Source organism: Sulfurimonas aquatica, from assembly GCF_017357825.1.
GTDB classification, from domain to species: domain Bacteria; phylum Campylobacterota; class Campylobacteria; order Campylobacterales; family Sulfurimonadaceae; genus Sulfurimonas; species Sulfurimonas aquatica.
Genome location: NZ_CP046072.1, coordinates 1,369,681 through 1,390,343, shown reverse-complemented (window position 1 = coordinate 1,390,343; position 20,663 = coordinate 1,369,681). Strand labels below are relative to the sequence as shown.

Here is a 20,663-nt window from a genome sequence, read left to right as displayed (position 1 = left end):
CAGTGGGTGGTACCAGAGAGGGGATTTGAACCCCTAAGCCCGAAGGCGGCGGATTTTGAATCCGCTATGTATACCATTCCATCACTCTGGCACATATGTATTGAAGTCGCAATGATAGTAATATGTAACTTAAAAGTAAATAACTTTTAGCCGATTATAAAGCATGGAACTTTTATTGCTAGAATATTAGTAATAAAAAGTTAAAATGATAAAAAATCTCTTGGAGGTGTGTTATGCGAGTTACATCTAGTATGTATGCAAATAATCTATATGGCAACAACAATCTAAAGTTAAATAAAGAACTATTTGATGTTAACAAGCAGATCGCTTCAGGATTAAAAATTCAATATGCTAGTGACGACATAGGTGTCTTTACTGAGACTATGAGGCTTGATAATGAGCTTACAACTATAGCTCAAGTGAAAAAAAGTACAGAGAGTGGGTATAAATTTTCAAATCAAACTGATGTCGTTTTAAATGAGTTTACGGATGATATGAATAGAATGCGCACATTGCTCCTTCAGGCTTCAAATGGAGTAAATGATGAAAATTCTATGGATGCTATTTCATCAGAACTTAGAGGGATAGAGCAAAACTTAAGATCTTTGGCTAATACATCAATAAATGGAAAGTATCTTTTTTCAGGTTCAGCTGTAGACACAAAACCTATATCAGATGATGGGCTATATAACGGTAATGACTCAGAGCTTCAGGCATTTTTAGGATCAAAAAATCAGCAAACCTATAATATTAGTGGTGCAGATCTTTTCTTAGGTGAGGAGATAAATGTCAAGAGAGAGATTACTACTAACGTTATACCAAGTAATATAATTAGAGATAATCCTTCACTTCAACAAGCTGGCTACACTCCATCATCAGGGCCCATCAATGTAAATAATACTATTCGTGAACTGATGGGTGATGTTAATAATGTGCCTGATTCATCTCAAAAACACTTTTTTTATGTAAGTGGTACGCAGCATGATGGAACAACATTTAATGAACAAATCAAGATGAAAGATGATGAAAAAATAGATGATCTTTTAACACATATAGGAAATGCATACGGTAATACAGCAAGTAAAAAAGTTGTTAATGTTTCGATGAACCAAAGTGGTCAAATAGTTATAGAGGACAAGATTAAAGGTTCGAGTAAACTAGATTTTCATATGGTTGGTGCCGTAGATTATGCTGGAGGTGGAATTGGTGGTCCAGCTGATGTAAGCAATTTAGACAGCTTAGATACTGGTAGTAGCGACTATTTAACAGCTGCAGGAGGACCAGGTCTTTATATCAAAGAGTTCATAAAGTCCGATTATGCAGATGCAAGTGCTACACCTTTGAGTAACGACGGACTTCTTTATGATAGAACGCAGTTTTCAGTAAGTGGAAATAGCGCTTTTTCAAACATATCTCAGATTAAAAACAGCGACAACTCTTTCGCAACTCCTTCGACAAAACTAGTTGATGTAGCATCTGGTGATACCTTAGATGGCAAGCAATTCAATATAGCTGGTAAAAATGTTGCAGGCATAGCTTTTAACGCACAGATAGATTTTGCAAATAGTGGTACAACTTTTACCATTGGTGGATCAACCTATGATATTTTTAATGCAGATGAGCCTCGAGTAGCCGTCGATGCTGACGAAATGACCTATCAGCAGCTTATGGATGTTATAAATATGGTTGTAACAGACAACCTTCCATCAACAACAAATATAGATACAGATTATGATGAGGCTGTTGAAAGCTCAAAATTTGAAGGGTACACATCGCTTACTCATGATGGTAAAATTGTTTTTGGTGATTTGAACTTCATTACCACTAAGGTTGAACTCTCTTTATATGATAGCAATAGTGGAGACTTTACGACACCAGCTTCAGTTATGTCTTTTAATGCTAATAATGCCATAACAGTTAGAGACCCTAAAACAGATTTTTTTAAAACCATGGATGATATTATTAAGTCTGTGGAAAATTATAAACTAAATCCTGACAGTTCTACGGGTGAGAAAAGAAGTGTAGGAATGCAAGAAGCAATATCTATGATGGATGACTTGCAAGATCATATGTTTAGAACTCAATCAATAGCTGGTGCACAATCAAATAGACTTACTAATTCTCTAGAGAGAAGTGAGCTACTGGAAGTAAGTACCATAACCCTAAGATCAGAAGTTTTAGATACAGACTTAGCCGAAGCCGCATTAACACTTCAACAGTTAACTCTAAACTATCAAGCGATGCTCTCAACTGTAGGAAAAGTTTCTCAGATAAGTCTAATAAACTATATTTAACTTTTCTATTAAACTTTTCAAAATGTCAAAAAAAGTCTTTATGGAACATTTTTGGCTATACTTCCTTTAAAATTAATTGTTATGGATATTTTGATTTGAAAGATACTTTTTTTATTATACTGTTTGGCGTTTTAATCTATTTAGGATTTTCTACAATTCTTGGAAGTAGCACTCTTATGGGTAGTTATGGTGCTACGTTTGCTCTTTATAATCAACTCTATTTTGGTTATATCTCTTTTATATATCTTTTTGCAACTTTAATTCCTCTCTATTTTCTCTATAAAGACTTAAGATTTGACATGAGAAAGAGCGAATTACTCTTAGCTTCTTTTTTAATTTTATTTTCTTTTTTAATTGCTCAGAGTTTACTTGTTGAAAATGAGTTTCGAGGAAAGTTTGGAGCTGACTTTGTTGATTTCTTATCTCCATTCATTGGTGTTTTTGGCTTATGGGTTTTTTGGCTTATTATTACTCTTGTTTCAGTTGTTATTATATTAGATAAAAATGCTTCTGAAATTCTAGGTTACGTATATGGACTATTAGCAAAGTCGTTCCCTACAGTTCCTACATTTAAAAAAAATGAGATTACACCGAAAAAAGTAGATTTACCTACAAATAAAGAAAGCATCAAAAAAACTACAGCCTCTGCAAATCAACACTCTTTTGAAGATAAGATAGATGTAGAGGAAGTAAAAAGTACTTCAGTAACCGAGACGGTAGCAACTGAAGATATAAAAGAGATAGAAGAGATTGATAAACCTGCATATATGAGAAGAAAAGAACAAGTTAAAGTCGTGAGTGAATCAAAAGTTGATTTAAAGAATGAAGCATCAACTGAAGCTCCTAAAAATATTTTAGATTTAGCCGAAGAGGTTAAGGAGCATAAGAGTGCAGTTGTTGTCGATGAACTAGAAGAGAATGCAAAACTACTTGCTACAATAGATAAAGGTAAAGTAGAAAAACCTAAAAACTTCAAACTTCCATCAGTGGACTTTTTACAAAAAAAATCTACAGTCACAAAAAGTGTAGACGAGAGCGAGCTTGATGGTAAAATACGCCACTTAATTGAAAAACTAGCACACTTTAAAATCGATGGCGATGTTGTACGTACTTATGCGGGCCCCGTTGTCTCTACATTTGAGTTTAAGCCAGCACCAAATGTACAGGTAAGTAAGATACTTCGTCTACAAGATGACTTAGCAATGGCGCTCTCTGCTGAAACTATTCGTATTCAAGCTCCTATTCCAGGTAAAGACGTGGTTGGTATAGAAATTCCAAACGAGAGCGTTGACACTATATACTTACGTGAAATTTTAGACGATAAGCTATTTAAAGACTCTTCATCTCCATTAACACTAGCGTTAGGTAAAGATATAGTTGGTAAGCCCTTTGTGACTGACTTGAAAAAGCTTCCTCATCTATTAATAGCTGGAACAACAGGAAGTGGTAAGAGCGTTGGAATAAACGCGATGATACTATCACTGCTTTACAAAAATTCTCCAGATCAGCTGCGTTTACTTATGATAGACCCTAAGATGCTTGAGTTCTCTACGTATAATGACATACCGCATCTCTTGACTCCTGTCATAACAAAACCAAAACAGGCTATAGCCGCTCTTAACAATATGGTAGCAGAGATGGAACGCCGTTACGAATTAATGGCTGACGCAAGAACAAAAAACATAGAAAACTATAATGAAAAGATAAAAAAAGAGGGTGGTGAGCATTTTCCATATATTGTCGTTGTTATTGACGAGTTAGCAGATTTAATGATGACAAGCGGTAAGGACGTTGAAGTCTCTATCGCTAGGCTTGCTCAAAAATCGCGCGCTTGTGGCATTCACCTTATAGTTGCAACGCAGCGTCCATCAGTTGACGTAGTAACAGGTCTTATTAAAGCAAACCTTCCTTCACGTATATCATACAGAGTAGGGCAAAAAGTAGATAGTAAAATTATCTTGGACCAAATGGGTGCTGAGTCGCTTCTTGGCCGTGGCGATATGTTATTTACTCCCCCGGGCTCAACCGGACTTGTGCGTTTACATGCTCCTTGGGCTACCGAAGATGAAATTGAAAACATAGTAGAATTTATAAAGTCACAGCGTGCTCCTAACTATGATAAAAGCTTTTTACTAGAGGAGAGTAGCACGACTAGTTCATCAAGCGAATCATATGAAGAACTGGATGATCTTTATGATGAAGCAAGAAATGTAGTTTTATCTGATAGAAAGACTTCCATATCTTACCTTCAACGTAAACTGCAAATAGGATATAACCGCTCCGCTAGAGTGATAGAACAACTTGAAAATGAAGGCGTTTTATCTACTCCAAACTCTAAAGGCATTAGAGAGATACTCTAATGAGTACCCCTATCTTTGAATGTACCTCTTACCACAATTCTTTTAGGGTCTTTATTCCAAACTTAGAAAGCTTGAGCGTTGCTCAAATTCAAGAGATTGAGTTATTTGTTCAAAATAGAAAAGGTATATTTGATTTTAATACTTATATTTTTTCCATACAAAAGAAGATAGATCTATTTGAGTTTGAAAAGCTATTAAAAGAGAGTTCTATTGTTGCAAACTGTATAGATAAGCCTCTTGTCTTAGAATCAAGTGGTAGGATGCAATTTGGTAAATATAAAGGTGTGAACTATAGTGACATTCCTGATTCATACCTTTTATGGCTAAAAACGAACTATATGGGTAAAGACAAAGAGAATATCTACAAAGAATTGACAAAAAGAAAACTTTAAGTGCTACATTTTCACACGTATTTGAAATAAAACAAAATATTAATGTATAGAATCGTAACATATCCTCAGTTGACTACTTATCTTTAGATATAATTTCTAAAATTTAAACTACACAGGAATAAATATGGCATTTTTAGAAGAATATAAAGCTCACGTAGCTGAACGTGAAGCACTTGGTGTACCTGCATTAGCACTTTCAGCTAAGCAAACGGCTGACTTAATAGAATTAATCAAAGCAAATTGTACAGATGAGTTACTTGACTTACTTACAAACCGTGTAGCACCTGGTGTTGATGATGCAGCACAAGTAAAAGCTGCATTTTTAAATGAGATAGCAGCTGAAAACATTAAAGTTGATGCTATATCTCCAGTTAGAGCTGTTGAGATGCTTGGTATGATGCTTGGTGGATTCAATGTTCTTCCTATGGTTCATGCACTTGCTTCTTCAAATACAGAAGTTGTTAATGCTGCTGTAGAAGCACTAAGTAAAACTCTTTTAGTTTATGATGCGTTTAATGATGTTGAAAAACTTCATAAAGAAGGAAATGCAGCTGCAACTAAAGTTTTAACTTCATGGGCAAATGCTGAGTGGTTTACTGCAAAGCCAGCGATAGCTGAAGAGATTACTGTTACTGTTTATAAAGTTCCAGGTGAAACAAATACTGATGATTTATCTCCAGCGTCTGAGGCTTTTACTCGTTCTGACATTCCTTTACATGCTAACTCTCTTCTTCAAAGCAGAATGGAAAAACCATTAGAAACTCTTGCGGAACTTAAGAAAAAAGGTCATCCAGTTGCTTATGTTGGTGATGTTGTTGGTACTGGTTCTTCAAGAAAGTCAGGTGTTAACTCTGTTCAATGGCACATGGGTGTAGATATTCCAGGTGTTCCTAACAAGCGTACAGGTGGTGTTGTTCTTGGTAACACTATTGCTCCTATTTTCTTTGCAACTTGTGAAGACTCAGGTGCTCTTCCAATAGAACTAGATGTTTCTAAAATGGAAACTGGTGATGTTTTAACGCTTTTACCATACAAAGGTGAAGCAATCATCAACGGTAAAGTTGTTGCTACATTTAAACTAAACCCTAATACTATTACTGATGAAGTACAAGCTGGAGGTCGTGTTCCACTTATAGTTGGTCGTGGTCTTACTTCTAAAGCTCGTGGTGTTTTAGGTCTTGGAGCTAGCGAAGCATTCTTAACTGCTGAGCAACCTGCTGATACTGGTAAAGGTTATACTTTAGCTCAGAAAATGGTTGGTAAAGCTTCTGGTCTTGCTGGTGTTCGTCCAGGTATGTATTGTGAGCCAGAGATGAATACTGTTGGGAGTCAAGATACAACTGGTCCAATGACACGTGATGAGATTAAAGAACTTGCAGCACTTGGTTTCAATGCTGACTTAGTACTTCAAACATTCTGTCATACTGCTGCATATCCAAAGCCGTCTGATGCTGACATGCATGCTAACTTACCTGCGTTTATCTCTAACCGTTCTGGTATCGCACTTCGTCCAGGTGATGGAATTATCCACTCATGGTTAAATAGAATGGTTCTTCCAGATACAGTTGGTACTGGTGCGGATTCACATACACGTTTCCCAATTGGTATCTCTTTCCCTGCCGGATCTGGTGCTGTTGCGTTTGCTGGTGTTACTGGTTCTATGCCTTTAAGTATGCCAGAGTCTGTTCTAGTACGTTTTTCAGGTGAAATGCAACCAGGTATCACTCTACGTGACCTTGTAAACGCTATTCCTTACGTTGCAATTCAACAAGGTCACTTAACAGTACCTAAAGAAGGAAAAATCAATGTATTCGCTGGTAGAATTCTAGAGATTGAAGGATTACCTAATCTTAAAGCTGAGCAAGCATTTGAACTTTCTGATGCATCTGCTGAGCGTTCTGCTGCTGCATGTACTGTTCTTTTAGATAATGCTCCTGTAATTGAATACCTAAAATCAAATGTTGCTTTACTTGAAGCAATGGTTGCGGATGGTTATGAAGATGCAACAACTATTAATCGCCGTATTGGTAAAATGAAAGATTGGTTAGCTAATCCTACACTTATGCAACCAGATGCTGATGCGGAATACGCAGCAGTAATCGATATAGACCTTAATACAATTACTGAACCAATTCTTGCATGTCCAAATGATCCAGATAATGTTAAATTATTGTCTGAGGTTGCGGGAACTCATCTTGATGAAGTATTCTTAGGTTCTTGTATGACTAATGTTGGTCATTACCGTGCAGCTGGTGAGATTATGCGTGGTGAAGGTAAGCACAATGTTGAGAAGTTCTGGATTGTTCCACCAACAAAAATGGATGAGCAACAACTAATCAACGAAGGTTACTACGACGTATACAATGCAATCGAAGCAACTACAGAAGTTCCAGGTTGTTCTTTATGTATGGGTAATCAAGCGTCTGCTCGTGAAAATTCAACTGTATTTTCAACATCAACTCGTAACTTTAACAACCGTTTAGGTAAAGGTACTCAAGTTTTCCTTGGTTCTGCAGAACTTGCGGCACTATGTGCTAAACTTGGTAAAATTCCTACAGTTGAAGAGTATATGGATTTCGTTCCTGCAAAAATTGCTGGTAAAGAAGACAAAATATATAAATATTTGAACTTCAACGAAATCAACAACTATGCACTTGAGCCACGTACTACTGCTGAAAATAAATATGGCGTAACTGTTAAACCAGTTTAATCATTTACAGCCTAAATAACGAAGCATTAGCTTCGTTATTTTTTTAATACTATTTAGTTTTTAATTTATGTCTCCATGAACTGTATGCAGAGTATGAGGGATTTCCTTCTACATTCATCTCATATGCGTATTTATAACTACAGTTATGCTTTTTCTTGTACTCATCAATTATCTTTACTACCATCTCTTTATCTTCTTGCTTATACCTACCATTTAACGACTTAACTAAATTTATTGTCTCTAAGTATGGGTTCATATTCATGTCTATCCTTTTTATGGTAGTTTACATAAATATTAATTAAGAGCTCTTTTTCATTTTGAAATTTTATTAATTATAAACTGCTACAATTTAATCAGACTATATTCTAGGAAACATCATGGCAGAGTTAAAAGACTTACTTCCTGTTACCAAAAATTTAACGCTACTTTATATAGATGAAAATCAAGAATATTTAATGGGTATGACAAATGCACTGAAGAAAGTTTTTCTTCGAGTTGATGATGCGGATAATGCAACTCTTGGAGCGGGCTACTTAAAGGTAAATAGTTACGATTTAATCATCATTGACTCTAGTTCATCCATAATGAGTGTGCAAAATTTAGTAAAAAACATTAGAAGTATAAATAAATATCAAGAAATTATTCTCACTTGTACAAATAGTTCTAGCGAAGAAATTTTAGAATACTCCACTCTTCAGCTCTCAAGCATAATAAAAAAGCCATTCAAAAGTATAGATTTTTTAGACTGCGTGCTAGATGTAATTTTAAAATTAAAGTTTAATCGAAATTACCTCACAAAAGAGATAGAGAAACTACAACAAGATGTTTTGTATGAAAGAAAGCGTATCGGTAAATTTATGCTAAACGAAAAGAGTCTAAAGGCTAAACTTAGCGAAAATCAGCAAAGTAAACCAATTGACTTAACTCTAAATCAATTAACATCTTTGTCAAACAAGCTATCATTAGACAATGTCTTGGACGAGAGGGCATACTCGATGCTTTATCTTAGCATTGATAATTTTGATTTTTTTAGAAGAAATTTTGATGCTGCTACTACTGCTGAATTTATAAAAATGATAGTTGAAAAGTTATTGCAATATATTCCTAGCAACTTCAGTCTGTATCATATTGATTACAGTGATTTTTGCTTACTATCTAGTGCAAACTCAATTAATGAAACTGTGCTGTTAAGCAAAAAGATAAACTCACTTTTTAAAGATATGCCGATTAAAATTAGAGATTACTCAGAATATATCCATTTCTCTATGGGAACAGCACATGAGCGAGGGGAAGTACTTTTTCTAAAGGCACAGTCAGCATCCTTGGAAGCTAAATACTTTGGTGGGAATAAAAATGTTATATACAACCCTGATTCAAATTTTATTAAAGAGAAGCAAGATGAGTACTACTGGAGAGATGTGGTAAAAAAAGCTTTTGATAAAAAACGTATTTTTACATATTATCAACCTGTTATATCCAATGGAGATGAATCTACACTTTACTATGAAGTTCTCTGTAGACTACTTGATGATAGTAATACTCTAGTGGATGCTAAAAAGTTTATGAGAAGTGCTAAAAATAGTGGACTTGGAGTAGAAATAACTAAAATTGTAATTGATAAAGCATTTACTCGTTTTGAGGATACTCAGCATTGTTTTTCTATAAATATAGGTGCGGCTGATTTATATGATGAGTACTTAATTGATCTACTAATTTACAAATGTGAAAAAAGTGATATCGTCACATCTAGAGTCTACTTAGAAATTTTAGAAGATGCACATAATATGAATAGTGAGCAGATCAAGAGAGAAGTTGCAAAACTAAAAAGCAAAGGTTTTCATATCGTTATAGATGATTTTGGCTCAAGCATAGCTTCTTATGAAAGTGCCCTAATATATGAGGCTGAATATATAAAGATCGAGGGTCTTTTTATAAAAAAATTATCTGATATCGAGTCTTACAAAAGCGCAGTAAGTGGAATAGTTGCATTCGCAAAGCAAAATGGGATCAAAACTATTGCAAGACATATAGAGAGCCAAGAAGTACTAAACTCAGTTAAAAGCCTAGATGTTGAGTACTCTCAGGGATTCTTTATTAGTAAGCCATCTCTTGATCTCTAATAACATCATATTCACTCGGTATGGCTGGATTAAACACGCTTAAATCTATCTTTTTATTTTGAAGCTGCTTGGAAAATACAATTTTTACATCATTGTCAAATTCATCTTTATACGAAATAGACTCAATAAATGATTCTTTAGTGCTAATTTTAAAAATAGATTCTTTATAGAGGGTTACATATTCGTTCTCACTAATTTGTTTTGCATTTTTAATCATACTAAAAAAATCAAAATCACTATTTATTTTTTTAATAATTACTTGCTCTATTTCTGGCTCAATAATAATAATTTCATTAGATGTAATATAGATTTTTTTAGATATTGGGCTAGTGTAGTTCCAAAAAGCAAACTGAGGCTTCGAAGCCTGAATGTGCCCTCTATATTTTAATTCTGTGTTTTTTTCATCTTTGATAGATTGTTCAAAATCAGCTTCAAAATCGTTTATATCGCTAATGTTAGCATAGTTGACACTAAAGAGTAATTGTAACAGGAGTATGTATTTCAAAAAAATCCTTTTTATTATTTTAAATTGAATTATATCTAAATTTGCATTTCTACTTTTTATTAGCATTAATGTGATAAAATAAGAGCAATTTCAAACTACTATATAATTTACTATATAGTAGTCTATATAAGGTTGAAGATGCTACAAGCATTCATGGGTAAGGTATTTGGAACTTCAAATGACCGCGAATTAAAAAAATATTTAAAAAGAGTTAAAAAAATAAACGAGCTAGAGAGTAAATATGAGTCTCTAGATGACAGTTCATTACAAGCTGCGTTTGAAGAATTAAAGAAAAGAGTCTTACAAGATAATGCAACTTTAGAAGAAGTTTTGCCAGACTCTTTTGCTATTACTAGAGAAGCTGGAAAAAGAGTCTTAGGAATGAGACACTTTGATGTGCAGCTTGTTGGAGGAATGGCCCTACACGAAGGTAGAATTGCTGAAATGAAAACTGGTGAAGGAAAGACGCTTGTTGCAACTTTGGCAATTACTCTCAATGCCATGAGTGGCAATGGCGTTCACCTTGTAACGGTAAATGATTACTTAGCCTCTCGTGATGCTGCAGAGATGGCTCCATTATATGAATTTCTTGGATATAGCGTTGGAACGATACTAGAAGACTCTCATGACCCGGCTGAAAAAATTGCTGCATATGCCGCTGATATCACTTATGGAACAAACAATGAATTTGGATTTGACTACTTACGTGACAATATGAGCTATTCAGCAGATCAAATGGCTCAAAAAAAGCACAACTTTGTAATTGTTGATGAAGTCGATTCAATTTTAATTGATGAAGCAAGAACACCACTTATAATCTCTGGTCCGACCAATAGAAATATGCAGGATTATCAAAATGCAAATAGCGTTGCGTTAAAACTCGAAAAAGAGACACACTTTACAGTTGATGAAAAAGATAAAGTTGTGCTAATCACCGAAGAGGGAATAACAAAAGCTGAAGAACTTTTTGGTGTAGAAAACCTTTATAGCGCTGAAAACTCTTCACTTTCTCATATTTTAGACCAAGCACTTAAATCAAATTATCTGTTTGAAAAAGATGTAGACTATGTTGTAAACGATAATGAAGTAGTCATCGTTGATGAGTTTACAGGAAGACTTAGTGAAGGTAGACGTTTTTCAGAAGGACTACATCAGGCGTTAGAAGCAAAAGAGGGCGTTGATATAAAAGAAGAGACGCAAACTCTTGCAGATATCACATTTCAAAACTATTTTAGAATGTATGATAAGCTCGCAGGTATGACAGGTACAGCAGAGACTGAAGCAACAGAGTTTGCTCAAATATATAATCTTGACGTTGTTTCAATTCCTACCAATATTCCAATTAAAAGAAAAGATCTTAACGACCTTATATATAAAACAGAAGCAGAAAAGTTTGACGCAGTAATTGATACAATTAAAAAATTAAGTGAAACAGGACAACCAGTTCTTATTGGTACTGCTTCTATAGAGAAGTCTGAGCTACTTCATAGTGTATTAAAAAAAGAGAAAATCGCACATACTGTTTTAAACGCTAAAAACCATGCTCAAGAGGGTGAAATTATCAAGTCTGCTGGAGCCAAAGGTGCCGTAACGATTGCAACAAACATGGCTGGTCGTGGTGTCGACATTAAAGTTAATGATGAAGTAAGAGCGCTTGGCGGCCTATACATTATCGGTACAGAGAGGCATGAAAACAGAAGAATTGACAATCAACTTCGTGGACGTAGTGGGCGTCAAGGTGATGCTGGAACTACTCAGTTCTATCTCTCTCTAGAAGATAGTTTACTGCGTATTTTTGGTTCTGATAAGATTAAATCAATTATGGAAAAACTTGGTGTAGAGGATGGTGAATACATTGAGTCTAAAATGGTTACTCGCGCAGTTGAAAAGGCTCAGAAAAAAGTAGAAAACCTTCATTACGAAGGAAGAAAGCAGATTGTTGAGTATGATGATGTTGCAAATGAGCAGAGAAAAATAATTTATAAATTTAGAAATCAACTTTTAGATGAAGAGTATGATATATCCACTAAGGTAAATGATATAAGAGAAGAGTATGTTGCAAATCTGCTTCAAACTTGTGATATATATGAGGGTGGCATTAAGGACGATTTTAATATCAACAAACTATGCGAACTCATTCAAGAAAAAATGAACCATAAAATTGAAGAGAATGATCTTGAGGGCTTAGAGTATGAAGAGTTATCTGAATATGTAGTAAATAGCTTAAAAGTAGCATATGATGAGAAGATGAGTGTTCTTGATGAAAAAGTTAAGCACGACATAGAAAAAGAGTTCTATCTTAAAGAGTTGGATAGTGCATGGAGGGATCATCTTTACGAAATGGATAGCATGAAGACTGGTATAAGACTTCGCGCATACAATCAAAAAGATCCATTAGTAGAGTATAAAAAAGAGAGTTTTAACCTCTTTACAGATCTTATTGGTGACATCAAGTTCAACACCATCAGAACACTGCAGATAATACAATTCAGACAAGAATCAGCTGAAGAAGAGGCTGCCGCTATAGCTGAAAAATTAGCTCAGCAACAAAGAGAACAAGAAGCTAGAATGAATTTTAATATTTCTAGCGATATTTCTATAGAAAAAAAAGTTGCTAGAAATGACCCTTGTCCATGTGGTAGTGGAAAAAAATACAAACAATGTTGTGGGAAAAGTGGACCTAAAAAAGGTGCATTTGCTTCTTGAATAAGTCAATAGTATCATATCTAGTCAAAAGATTTCTTCGTTTTGATAGAGATCAACCATTTATTTTCTTATCAGCAATTTTAGCATTTTTAGGAATTACATTAGGAGTCATGGTTTTACTTATCGCCATGGCTTTAATGAATGGCTTTGACAAGGAATTCAAAAAGCAACTCACTATTATGAACTATCCCTTAACAATTTTGCCAAAATTTTATGGATCCGTTGATGAAAAGTTACTCATAGACTTAGAAACAAAGTTTGAAAATTTAAATTTTAGCCCCTATATTCAATCATCAGTTATGGTAAGAAGTGGTTCAAAACTAGAAGGTGGCTACCTCTTTGGTGTAAACTTTAAAAAAGAAGCGGAAGTAAATAGCGTTTTGAAAAAGTCCATAGAGAATGTAGGTTTTAATAAATTTGATGCTTTAGTGGGTAAAAGTCTCATGCAAGAGTTCTCTTTGTTTAAGGGCGATAAATTAACATATATTTTTACAAATGTAGAGCCAGGAGGATTGTCGATAACTCCTAAGCTAAAGCGTTTAACTGTAAAGTCCTTCTTTGATTCTGGTCTCTCTGCTTATGACAAGGCATATAGCTACACATCACTATCTGCTCTAAGATCAGTGCTACATATGCCAAGTAATATCTATGATGGTATACACATATATTCAACAAATCCAAAAAAAGATATAGAGATACTTAGAAAAGAACTACCAGTAAGTGTTGCTATTAAAGGGTGGTGGGAAGATAATCTTAATTTTTTTGCTGCACTAGAGATGGAAAAGACATCACTTTTTATAGTCTTAATGCTCATTATCTTAATAGCTGCTATCAATATAATATCTTCTCTTTTAATGACGGTTATGAATAGAAGAGGTGAAATAGCACTGCTTCTCTCACTCGGTGCTACTACTCTTGAAATTAAAAAGATATTTCTTTATCTTGGTGTAATCATAGGAATTGGAGGAATTGCAAGTGGCATTGTATTAGGTTTTAGTGGAATATGGATTTTAGGATCTTTTGATATTATCTCTCTACCTAAAGATGTTTATCCAACATCAACTTTACCTTTAGATCTGCGTTTACTTGATTTTATCTTTATTGTAAGTGGTGCATTTTTCATTGTTCTTCTTTCATCATACTACCCAGCAAAAAAAGCAAGTGAAGTAGATATACTTACTGTTTTAAGAAATGAATAAACTTGTACCTATCTTGTGATATTGTTATCTGGAAGTAAACCTTCTATTAATTTGTAAGGAAGAGTAAGGGTTCTCTTTATAATATTTAAAGGTGCTACAATTATCTCTTTTGCTAGAAGTGATTTTACCTTTGGATTTGCAAGTTGACCTTTAATATCTAGTGTAGTTGATATACTATCCTCTCCCAAGAGTATGTAACCAACAACTGGAACTTTTGATAAATCACTTCCAAGATCTGTTTTAAGATTTAAAACGATATCAACACTTTTACTCTCTAAATCAACAACACCATTTCCTAGTATATCAATCTCCTTCGAGTCTAGATATATATCTGTAAGGTTAAGGGTACTGTTATTAGAGTGAAATTTTGTATAAGCCTGGGAGACAAATAAACCATTATTGTTATAGCCAGGAATAGAAAAAGTTATTAAGGATGGAACAGTGTTTACAAATGCTAAGATATTGTTTAGAGTCTTATAATCTTTAATTGTTGCTCCACTCATATAGGCGACACCGCTATAGTTGTCAAGCTTTCCATTTATTGAGAAGTCAAATTTTCCTGAATTAAACTTTGATATACCAAATAAATTTTCCATAAACTTATCATTAAAGTTGTGTCCATAAAGAGTAAAATCTCCATCTTTATAATTTAGCCCAGCGTTTGCCTTGCCATGTACAAGTTGTGCACTGAGCCTATTTTTGTAATATTGCATATCAATCGAATCAGATAGTATCTTTCTATTTTCACTAAGTTGAAGGGATGTGTTTTTAGCATTTACTGAAATGTTAAAGATCTTATTTTTAGAGCCTGTGTTATTTACGTCACCAAGTAGTCTTTTGAGTTCAGGCATATATATAGCAACATCATTCAAAGTAACTTTCATATCCTCTTTTATTTTCACATTTATTTTTTTATCAATATTTATAAAAAGCTTTTCTTTATTTATTTTCCCAATCACGCTGTAATTCTTCTGTAGTTTATTGTCTGTAAGAAAAAGCCTGTAAGGATAATTTATTTGTGCCTTAAATCGCGTTGATTTCTCATCTTTGTTTTTGTAAAAAAGTATATCCCCATCAATAAGGTGAAACTTTTTGAGCAGCTCAGAATGTTTGGCAATCTTATCTAATGAATTAAGCCTTAGGCTCCATTCACCATTTTGAAAGATGAAAAAAGAATTAAGCTCTTTAGATTGAACTTTTAACATATCATCCATTATATGTGCTGAGAGGAGTATTTTATTATTTGAGTAAATAATCTTATTTGTGTTTGGGTCTTTTGTAACAAACTTATTAAGACTTAAATGTGCTTTTTTTGTATTCAAATTATAGTTGGCATAGATCTGTGTCTCTATATAATTACCCATTTTAATATCTGCATGTTTTAAGTAGAAACTCTCGTCTTTTGATTCAACAAGAAGATTATCTACACTATATTGAGTACTACCTACATTAAAGTGAATTGTATTTTTTGAAGATATTTCAACTTCTTTATTGTATTTTATTTTTAGAGGCGTATTGGATTGAGTAAGAGTAATTCCATTATAGTTCAATGCTAAAATATCAGTATTAAGAGTAACCACTCGTGTATCAAGATTTACTTTTCCAGCCATAAAACCACTTAAAATGTCTTGATATTCAAAATATACGGTAGGAATGCTTAGTTTTAAATCTTTCAGATTAAAAGGCATTAGAAGTGCGTCAATTGTTAAGTTTTTACCTTTAACATTCCATATTGATTTATTAACATACACACTATCTTGTTTGGGAGATATATTATATGTAATCGAAAGCGGAGTTTTGTTAGCCATCTGAATATGATCAACATTTAAACTCTTTAGTAAAAAGTCAATCTTACCACTCTCTTTTTTCGCATTATATTTTACTTTCACATCTGCCTTTGCAATATCTTTATACGAAGCTTTCATTTTGTTTATAGTGATATCATACTTATCAAGTTCTACAAAAGTATCTTCGATATCTAGATTTAATCCAAGATAATCAAAATTTGCTCTTTTTGTAAAGAATGATCCTTTTACATCTACTTCTACTCCTCTGAGTTTAACTTCTAGTGTAAGATCTGTTTTAACTGTTCCTTTTTTTTGAATAAATGGTAGTTTTATTTTGTAAGTGCTAAGTATTTTTAAAATGTCTTTATTTACTTTTCCATCAAAAAGTAATTTAAGTGTAAGAAGTTCTATTTTTTTTGTAAAATCAATTTTTATCCAACTTTTAGCTAGATCCATTCCGTATGAGTGTGCTCCCATTGGGTAGATGTAAAAAATTCCATTCTCAAACTTTAGTTTTGTGCTCTGAGTATGTATAGCATCAAGGTCTCTATTATACTTGTAGTGGAGTTTATTTACAGTGGCATCTATATAGATATTTTTGTATGCATCTTGCATATTACTATACAAGAAGTGTCCCCTTGTTGAGTTTAGGGATAGATTCGACATAGAAATTGCATCATAAACCCAGTATTTAACCTCTTGTGGCAAATCTACAAGATTAAGTAAGGGATTAATATTAGAAATTTTTGTATTTTTAATTTTGTAATCAAATCTTTGTAAATCCGCTTTAGATAAAAGATGAAAGTTTGAATCTTTATTGAGAGTAATGTTTAGTTTTGAATAAATATTTTTTTTATTAATATCTATATAAAAACTACCATTGGCTTCTATTTTCTTAGCTTCATTGACCAAGCTTTCTAATTCTATTGTTAAATAATTTTCTGTTAAATAAAAAAGAGAGTTAATATGAAGTTCATTACTTTTTACAATCAGCTGACTTTTTTGCTCTCTAGCATAGTTAAGAGAAGCTTCAAAATCATCTATATATATGTTCTCAATAGAGATAGAATCAATAAAAGTATTGTTTGTTAAGATGACTTCAAGATTATCAATAGTTTCTTCAAGCTTATTTGCTTTAGTGTTCTTTGAAGTAACAGTTATTGTTTTAATGGAAATATCTATTCTCTTATTCCATTTTATGTATAATTTCTGCATATTTACATTATCAATAGAAAGGTTTTCTAAAAGAATGCCATTTGATAGAGTGATAAACACGATGGAGAATAGTAAAAAAATGAAAATAAAGAAATTACTAATAATAGAATATGTATTTGAAATAGCACTAATTATTATTTTATCATTCATATATTACCTAAATAAGCCAATTGAAACCCCAAAAGTACTATATATACACAAAGGCTCTATAAATAATATTATAACGCAAATGAAAGAAAATAAATATGATGTTAATAAACTTGATACATTTGTTTTAAGAGCTATAGGACTACCACAAAGTGGTTGGATAGATTTAACAAACAATATAAACACAAAAGCAGACTTTTTATATAAACTGACAACTGCTAAAGCTGCACTACAAAATGTAACACTTATCCCAGGGGAGACTACATATGTATTTTTGCATCAACTTGCAGATAAATTAAATCTCAATGTAAAAAAATTACAAGAAGTTTTCAAAACTCTCTCTCCGATAGAGGAGGGTGCTTTGGTCCCTGACACATACCGTGTTCCAATCGGAATCACAGAGGTAGAGTTAATTACATTGTTACTTAAAGTATCAAATGAAAAAATGCAAGAGTTTTCAAATAAAGTATTCGGAACATACAATCAAGTTAAATGGTTTAACTATGTTGCTCTAGCTTCTATTATTCAAAAGGAGTCTGCTAATATAGAAGAGATGCCTTTGGTGAGCTCTGTTATACATAATAGATTAAACAAAGGCATGAAGCTACAGATGGATGGTTCACTTAACTATGGCAAATATTCTCATGTTAAGATAACAGCTAAAAGAATCAAAACAGACACATCCCAATATAATACATACTTACACAAAGGAATTCCGAAAATACCAGTTTGCAATGTAAGCTTTGATGCTATTAGAGCTGCTATATTTCCCACAAAGAGTAATTATCTATATTTTGTCAAATCAAAAAGCAATACACATGAATTCTCATGTAACTATTCTACACATCTTAAAAATATAAGTGATACGAAACGAAACAAATAATAAAAATAAGAAGATATTTTAACTCTTCTTGTAGATATTTTCTATCTAGATGTTATTATTCAAGTGTAAATTCATTGTAGCAAGTCTGCCATGAAAAAAAATATTAACCTAAGGACAACATATGTCAAAAATCATTTGGTCAGTTATTGACGAAGCACCAGCTCTAGCGACTTACTCGCTATTACCAATCGTAAACGCGTTTACTCAAGCAGCAGGCGTTGAAGTAGTTACAAGTGATATTTCACTTTCAGGTCGTGTTCTTGCAGCAATGGGTCTTGCAGAAGATGAACTTTCTAAATTAGGTGAAGTTGTTCAACAACCAGATGGAAACATTATTAAACTTCCAAATATTTCTGCATCTGTTGGTCAACTTAAAGATTGTATCGCTGAACTTCAGTCTCAAGGTCATAAAATCCCTGATTATCCTGAAAATCCAGCGAATGCTGAAGAGGAAGCTATCCAGGCTAAGTATGCTACTTGTTTAGGTTCTGCTGTTAATCCAGTACTTCGTGAAGGTAACTCAGACAGACGTGCTGCAGTAGCTGTTAAGAAGTTTGCTCAAAATAATCCACACAAGCTACGTCCATTTGCTGAAAATTCAGCTGCATATGTAGCGCACATGGGTGGAAATGGAGATTTCTTTTCAAATGAGAAATCTGTAACAATAGATAAAGATCAAAAAGTAACTATCGCACTTAACGGTAAAGAGTTGACTACTATTGATGGTGTTGCTTCTGAAGTACTTGATGGTACATTTATGTCAGTTTCTGCATTACGTGCTTTTTATAAGAAAACAATAGTTGAAGCTAGAGAAAAAGGCCTAATCTGGTCTTTACACCTTAAAGCTACAATGATGAAAATCTCTGATCCAATTATGTTTGGTCACGGTTTTGAAATCTTCTTCGAAGAAGTATTTGCTAAATATGCTGATACATTTAAAGAGTTAAATGTTAATCCTAACCAAGGTATGTCAGATTTAGAGAAAAAAATCGCTGGTCATGCGAAAGAAGCTGAAATTAAAGCGGCTTTCTTAGCAGTAGTTGAAGGTGATTCTCCAAAAATTGCTATGGTTGATTCTGATAAAGGTCAAACTAACTTTAATGCTTCTAATGATGTAATTATTGATGCTTCTATGCCAGTTGTTGTACGTGAAGGTGGTAAGCAGTGGGACAGAACTGGTGCTGCACTAGAGACTGTTGCTGTTATTCCTGATTCTACTTATGGTATGTTCCATGCTGAAATGGTAGCTGATTGTGTTAAAAATGGTCAGTACGATGTAGCAACAATGGGTACAATGCAAAATATCGGTCTTATGGCACAAAAAGCTGAAGAGTATGGTTCTCACCCAACAACATTCGAACTTGCTGAAGCTGGTACAGTTACTGTAACTGGTGCTGCTGGTGTTCTTATGTCTTTTGAGTGTGAAGCTGGTGATATCTGGAGACTTGCTCGTACTAAAGATATTCCAATTCGTGACTGGGTTCGTTTAACTGTAGAGAGAACTCGCCTAGAAAATGTTCCTGCTGTATTCTGGTTAGATGAAACTCGTGCCCACGATGCTGAACTTATCAAAAAAGTTAATGCATATCTTAAAGATCACGATACTACTGGTCTAGATATTCAATTTATGAATGTAACAAACGCTACTCGTTTTACTAATGCTCGTGTTCGTGAAGGTAAAGTTACTATCGCTGTAACTGGTAACGTTTTACGTGACCACTTAACTGACATGTACCCAATTTTAGAGCTTGGAACATCTGCAAAAATGCTTTCTATCGTTCCTTTAATTGCTGGTGGTGGTCTATATGAGACTGGTGCTGGTGGATCTGCTCCTAAACACGTTGAGCAATTCGTTAAAGAGGGTCACTTACGTTGGGATTCACTTGGTGAGTTCTTAGCACTTGCTGAGTCTTTACGTTTCTTAGGTCAAAAACATGGTGATGCAAAACTTACTGCTTTAACTTTAGGTCTTGATGCTGCAAATGAAGGTTATCTAGATAACAATAAAGAGCCAGGTCGTAAAGTTGGTCAACCAGACAACAAAGCTTCTCACTTTTTCTTAGCTCAGTATTGGGCTAAAGCACTTGCTGAAGGTGCTGATGCAGAATTAGCAGCTAAGTTTGCTCCTGTAGCAAAAGCACTTACTGAAAATGAAGCAAAAATCATTGAAGAGTTATTAGCTGTTGAAGGTAAAGCTCAAGATATCGGTGGTTACTTCCGTCCAGATGATGCTAAAGCTGAAAAAGCAATGCGTCCATCTGCTACTTTAAACGCTATTATCGACGCTATATAAGTAGTTAAATTACTATACGCTATCTGCGTATAGTATTCATTTTTTATATATA

At 33.7% G+C, this 20,663-nt stretch carries 12 protein-coding genes and 1 tRNA gene; 9 read left to right on the top strand and 4 right to left on the bottom strand.

The annotated features are described in order from the left end of the window. Nucleotides 1-7: 7 nt before the first annotated feature. Nucleotides 8-91: transfer RNA gene (locus GJV85_RS06765), tRNA-Leu, on the bottom strand. 142 nt (nt 92-233) lie between these two features. Here GJV85_RS06765 and GJV85_RS06760 point away from each other — a divergent pair. The 4 genes from GJV85_RS06760 to acnB all read left to right on the top strand — a co-directional run bounded on the left by GJV85_RS06760 (nt 234) and on the right by acnB (nt 7,756). After that, nucleotides 234-2,294 carry a flagellin N-terminal helical domain-containing protein gene (locus GJV85_RS06760; RefSeq protein ID WP_207560636.1) on the top strand — a complete coding sequence of 687 codons (2,061 nt, stop codon included), beginning with the start codon at nt 234-236 and terminating at the stop codon, nt 2,292-2,294. A gap of 95 nt (nt 2,295-2,389) precedes the next feature. Continuing rightward, nucleotides 2,390-4,654: a DNA translocase FtsK gene (locus GJV85_RS06755; RefSeq protein WP_242689756.1), complete on the top strand. Its 2,265-nt coding sequence runs from the start codon at nt 2,390-2,392 to the stop codon at nt 4,652-4,654. After that, complete coding sequence (locus tag GJV85_RS06750; protein ID WP_207560635.1) at nt 4,654-5,046, top strand: putative quorum-sensing-regulated virulence factor; 393 nt, start codon at nt 4,654-4,656, stop codon at nt 5,044-5,046. The genes GJV85_RS06755 and GJV85_RS06750 overlap by 1 nt, the downstream gene beginning before the upstream one ends. A gap of 124 nt (nt 5,047-5,170) precedes the next feature. Next, on the top strand, nt 5,171-7,756 hold the full coding sequence (acnB, locus tag GJV85_RS06745; protein WP_207560634.1) for a bifunctional aconitate hydratase 2/2-methylisocitrate dehydratase: 2,586 nt from the start codon (nt 5,171-5,173) through the stop codon (nt 7,754-7,756). A gap of 49 nt (nt 7,757-7,805) precedes the next feature. Here acnB and GJV85_RS06740 read toward each other — a convergent pair whose 3' ends face one another. After that, nucleotides 7,806-8,018 carry a hypothetical protein gene (locus GJV85_RS06740; protein WP_207560633.1) on the bottom strand — a complete coding sequence of 71 codons (213 nt, stop codon included), beginning with the start codon at nt 8,016-8,018 and terminating at the stop codon, nt 7,806-7,808. A 115-nt stretch (nt 8,019-8,133) separates the two neighbouring features. Between GJV85_RS06740 and GJV85_RS06735 the strand changes: the two genes are divergently transcribed. Next, a complete protein-coding gene (locus tag GJV85_RS06735) occupies nt 8,134-9,876 on the top strand; it encodes an EAL domain-containing protein (protein ID WP_207563096.1) in 1,743 nt (580 codons plus the stop codon). Here the strand turns inward: GJV85_RS06735 and lolA are convergent. Next, the gene (gene lolA / locus GJV85_RS06730; protein WP_207563095.1) at nt 9,851-10,381 is read right to left on the bottom strand and encodes a LolA-like outer membrane lipoprotein chaperone; all 531 of its coding nucleotides are present in this window, start codon (nt 10,379-10,381) and stop codon (nt 9,851-9,853) included. The genes GJV85_RS06735 and lolA overlap by 26 nt on opposite strands. A 138-nt stretch (nt 10,382-10,519) precedes the next feature. Between lolA and secA the strand changes: the two genes are divergently transcribed. Together secA and GJV85_RS06720 are read left to right on the top strand one after the other, a co-directional pair. Continuing rightward, on the top strand, nt 10,520-13,087 hold the full coding sequence (gene secA / locus GJV85_RS06725) for a preprotein translocase subunit SecA (protein WP_207563094.1): 2,568 nt from the start codon (nt 10,520-10,522) through the stop codon (nt 13,085-13,087). Then, nucleotides 13,084-14,286 (top strand): ABC transporter permease, encoded by a 1,203-nt coding sequence (locus tag GJV85_RS06720; RefSeq protein WP_207563093.1) that lies wholly within the window; start codon nt 13,084-13,086, stop codon nt 14,284-14,286. Before secA ends, GJV85_RS06720 begins: the two co-directional genes overlap by 4 nt. Nucleotides 14,287-14,294: 8 nt before the next feature. Here GJV85_RS06720 and GJV85_RS06715 read toward each other — a convergent pair whose 3' ends face one another. Further along, the gene (locus GJV85_RS06715; RefSeq protein WP_242689860.1) at nt 14,295-17,438 is read right to left on the bottom strand and encodes a YhdP family protein; all 3,144 of its coding nucleotides are present in this window, start codon (nt 17,436-17,438) and stop codon (nt 14,295-14,297) included. On the opposite strand from GJV85_RS06715, the gene mltG reads away from it, so the two are divergent. After that, nucleotides 17,323-18,318, top strand: coding sequence for an endolytic transglycosylase MltG (gene mltG, locus GJV85_RS06710; RefSeq protein WP_347402370.1), 996 nt, complete (start codon nt 17,323-17,325; stop codon nt 18,316-18,318). The genes GJV85_RS06715 and mltG overlap by 116 nt on opposite strands. A gap of 121 nt (nt 18,319-18,439) precedes the next feature. Further along, the gene (locus tag GJV85_RS06705; protein WP_207563091.1) at nt 18,440-20,611 is read left to right on the top strand and encodes an NADP-dependent isocitrate dehydrogenase; all 2,172 of its coding nucleotides are present in this window, start codon (nt 18,440-18,442) and stop codon (nt 20,609-20,611) included. Nucleotides 20,612-20,663 lie beyond the last annotated feature (52 nt).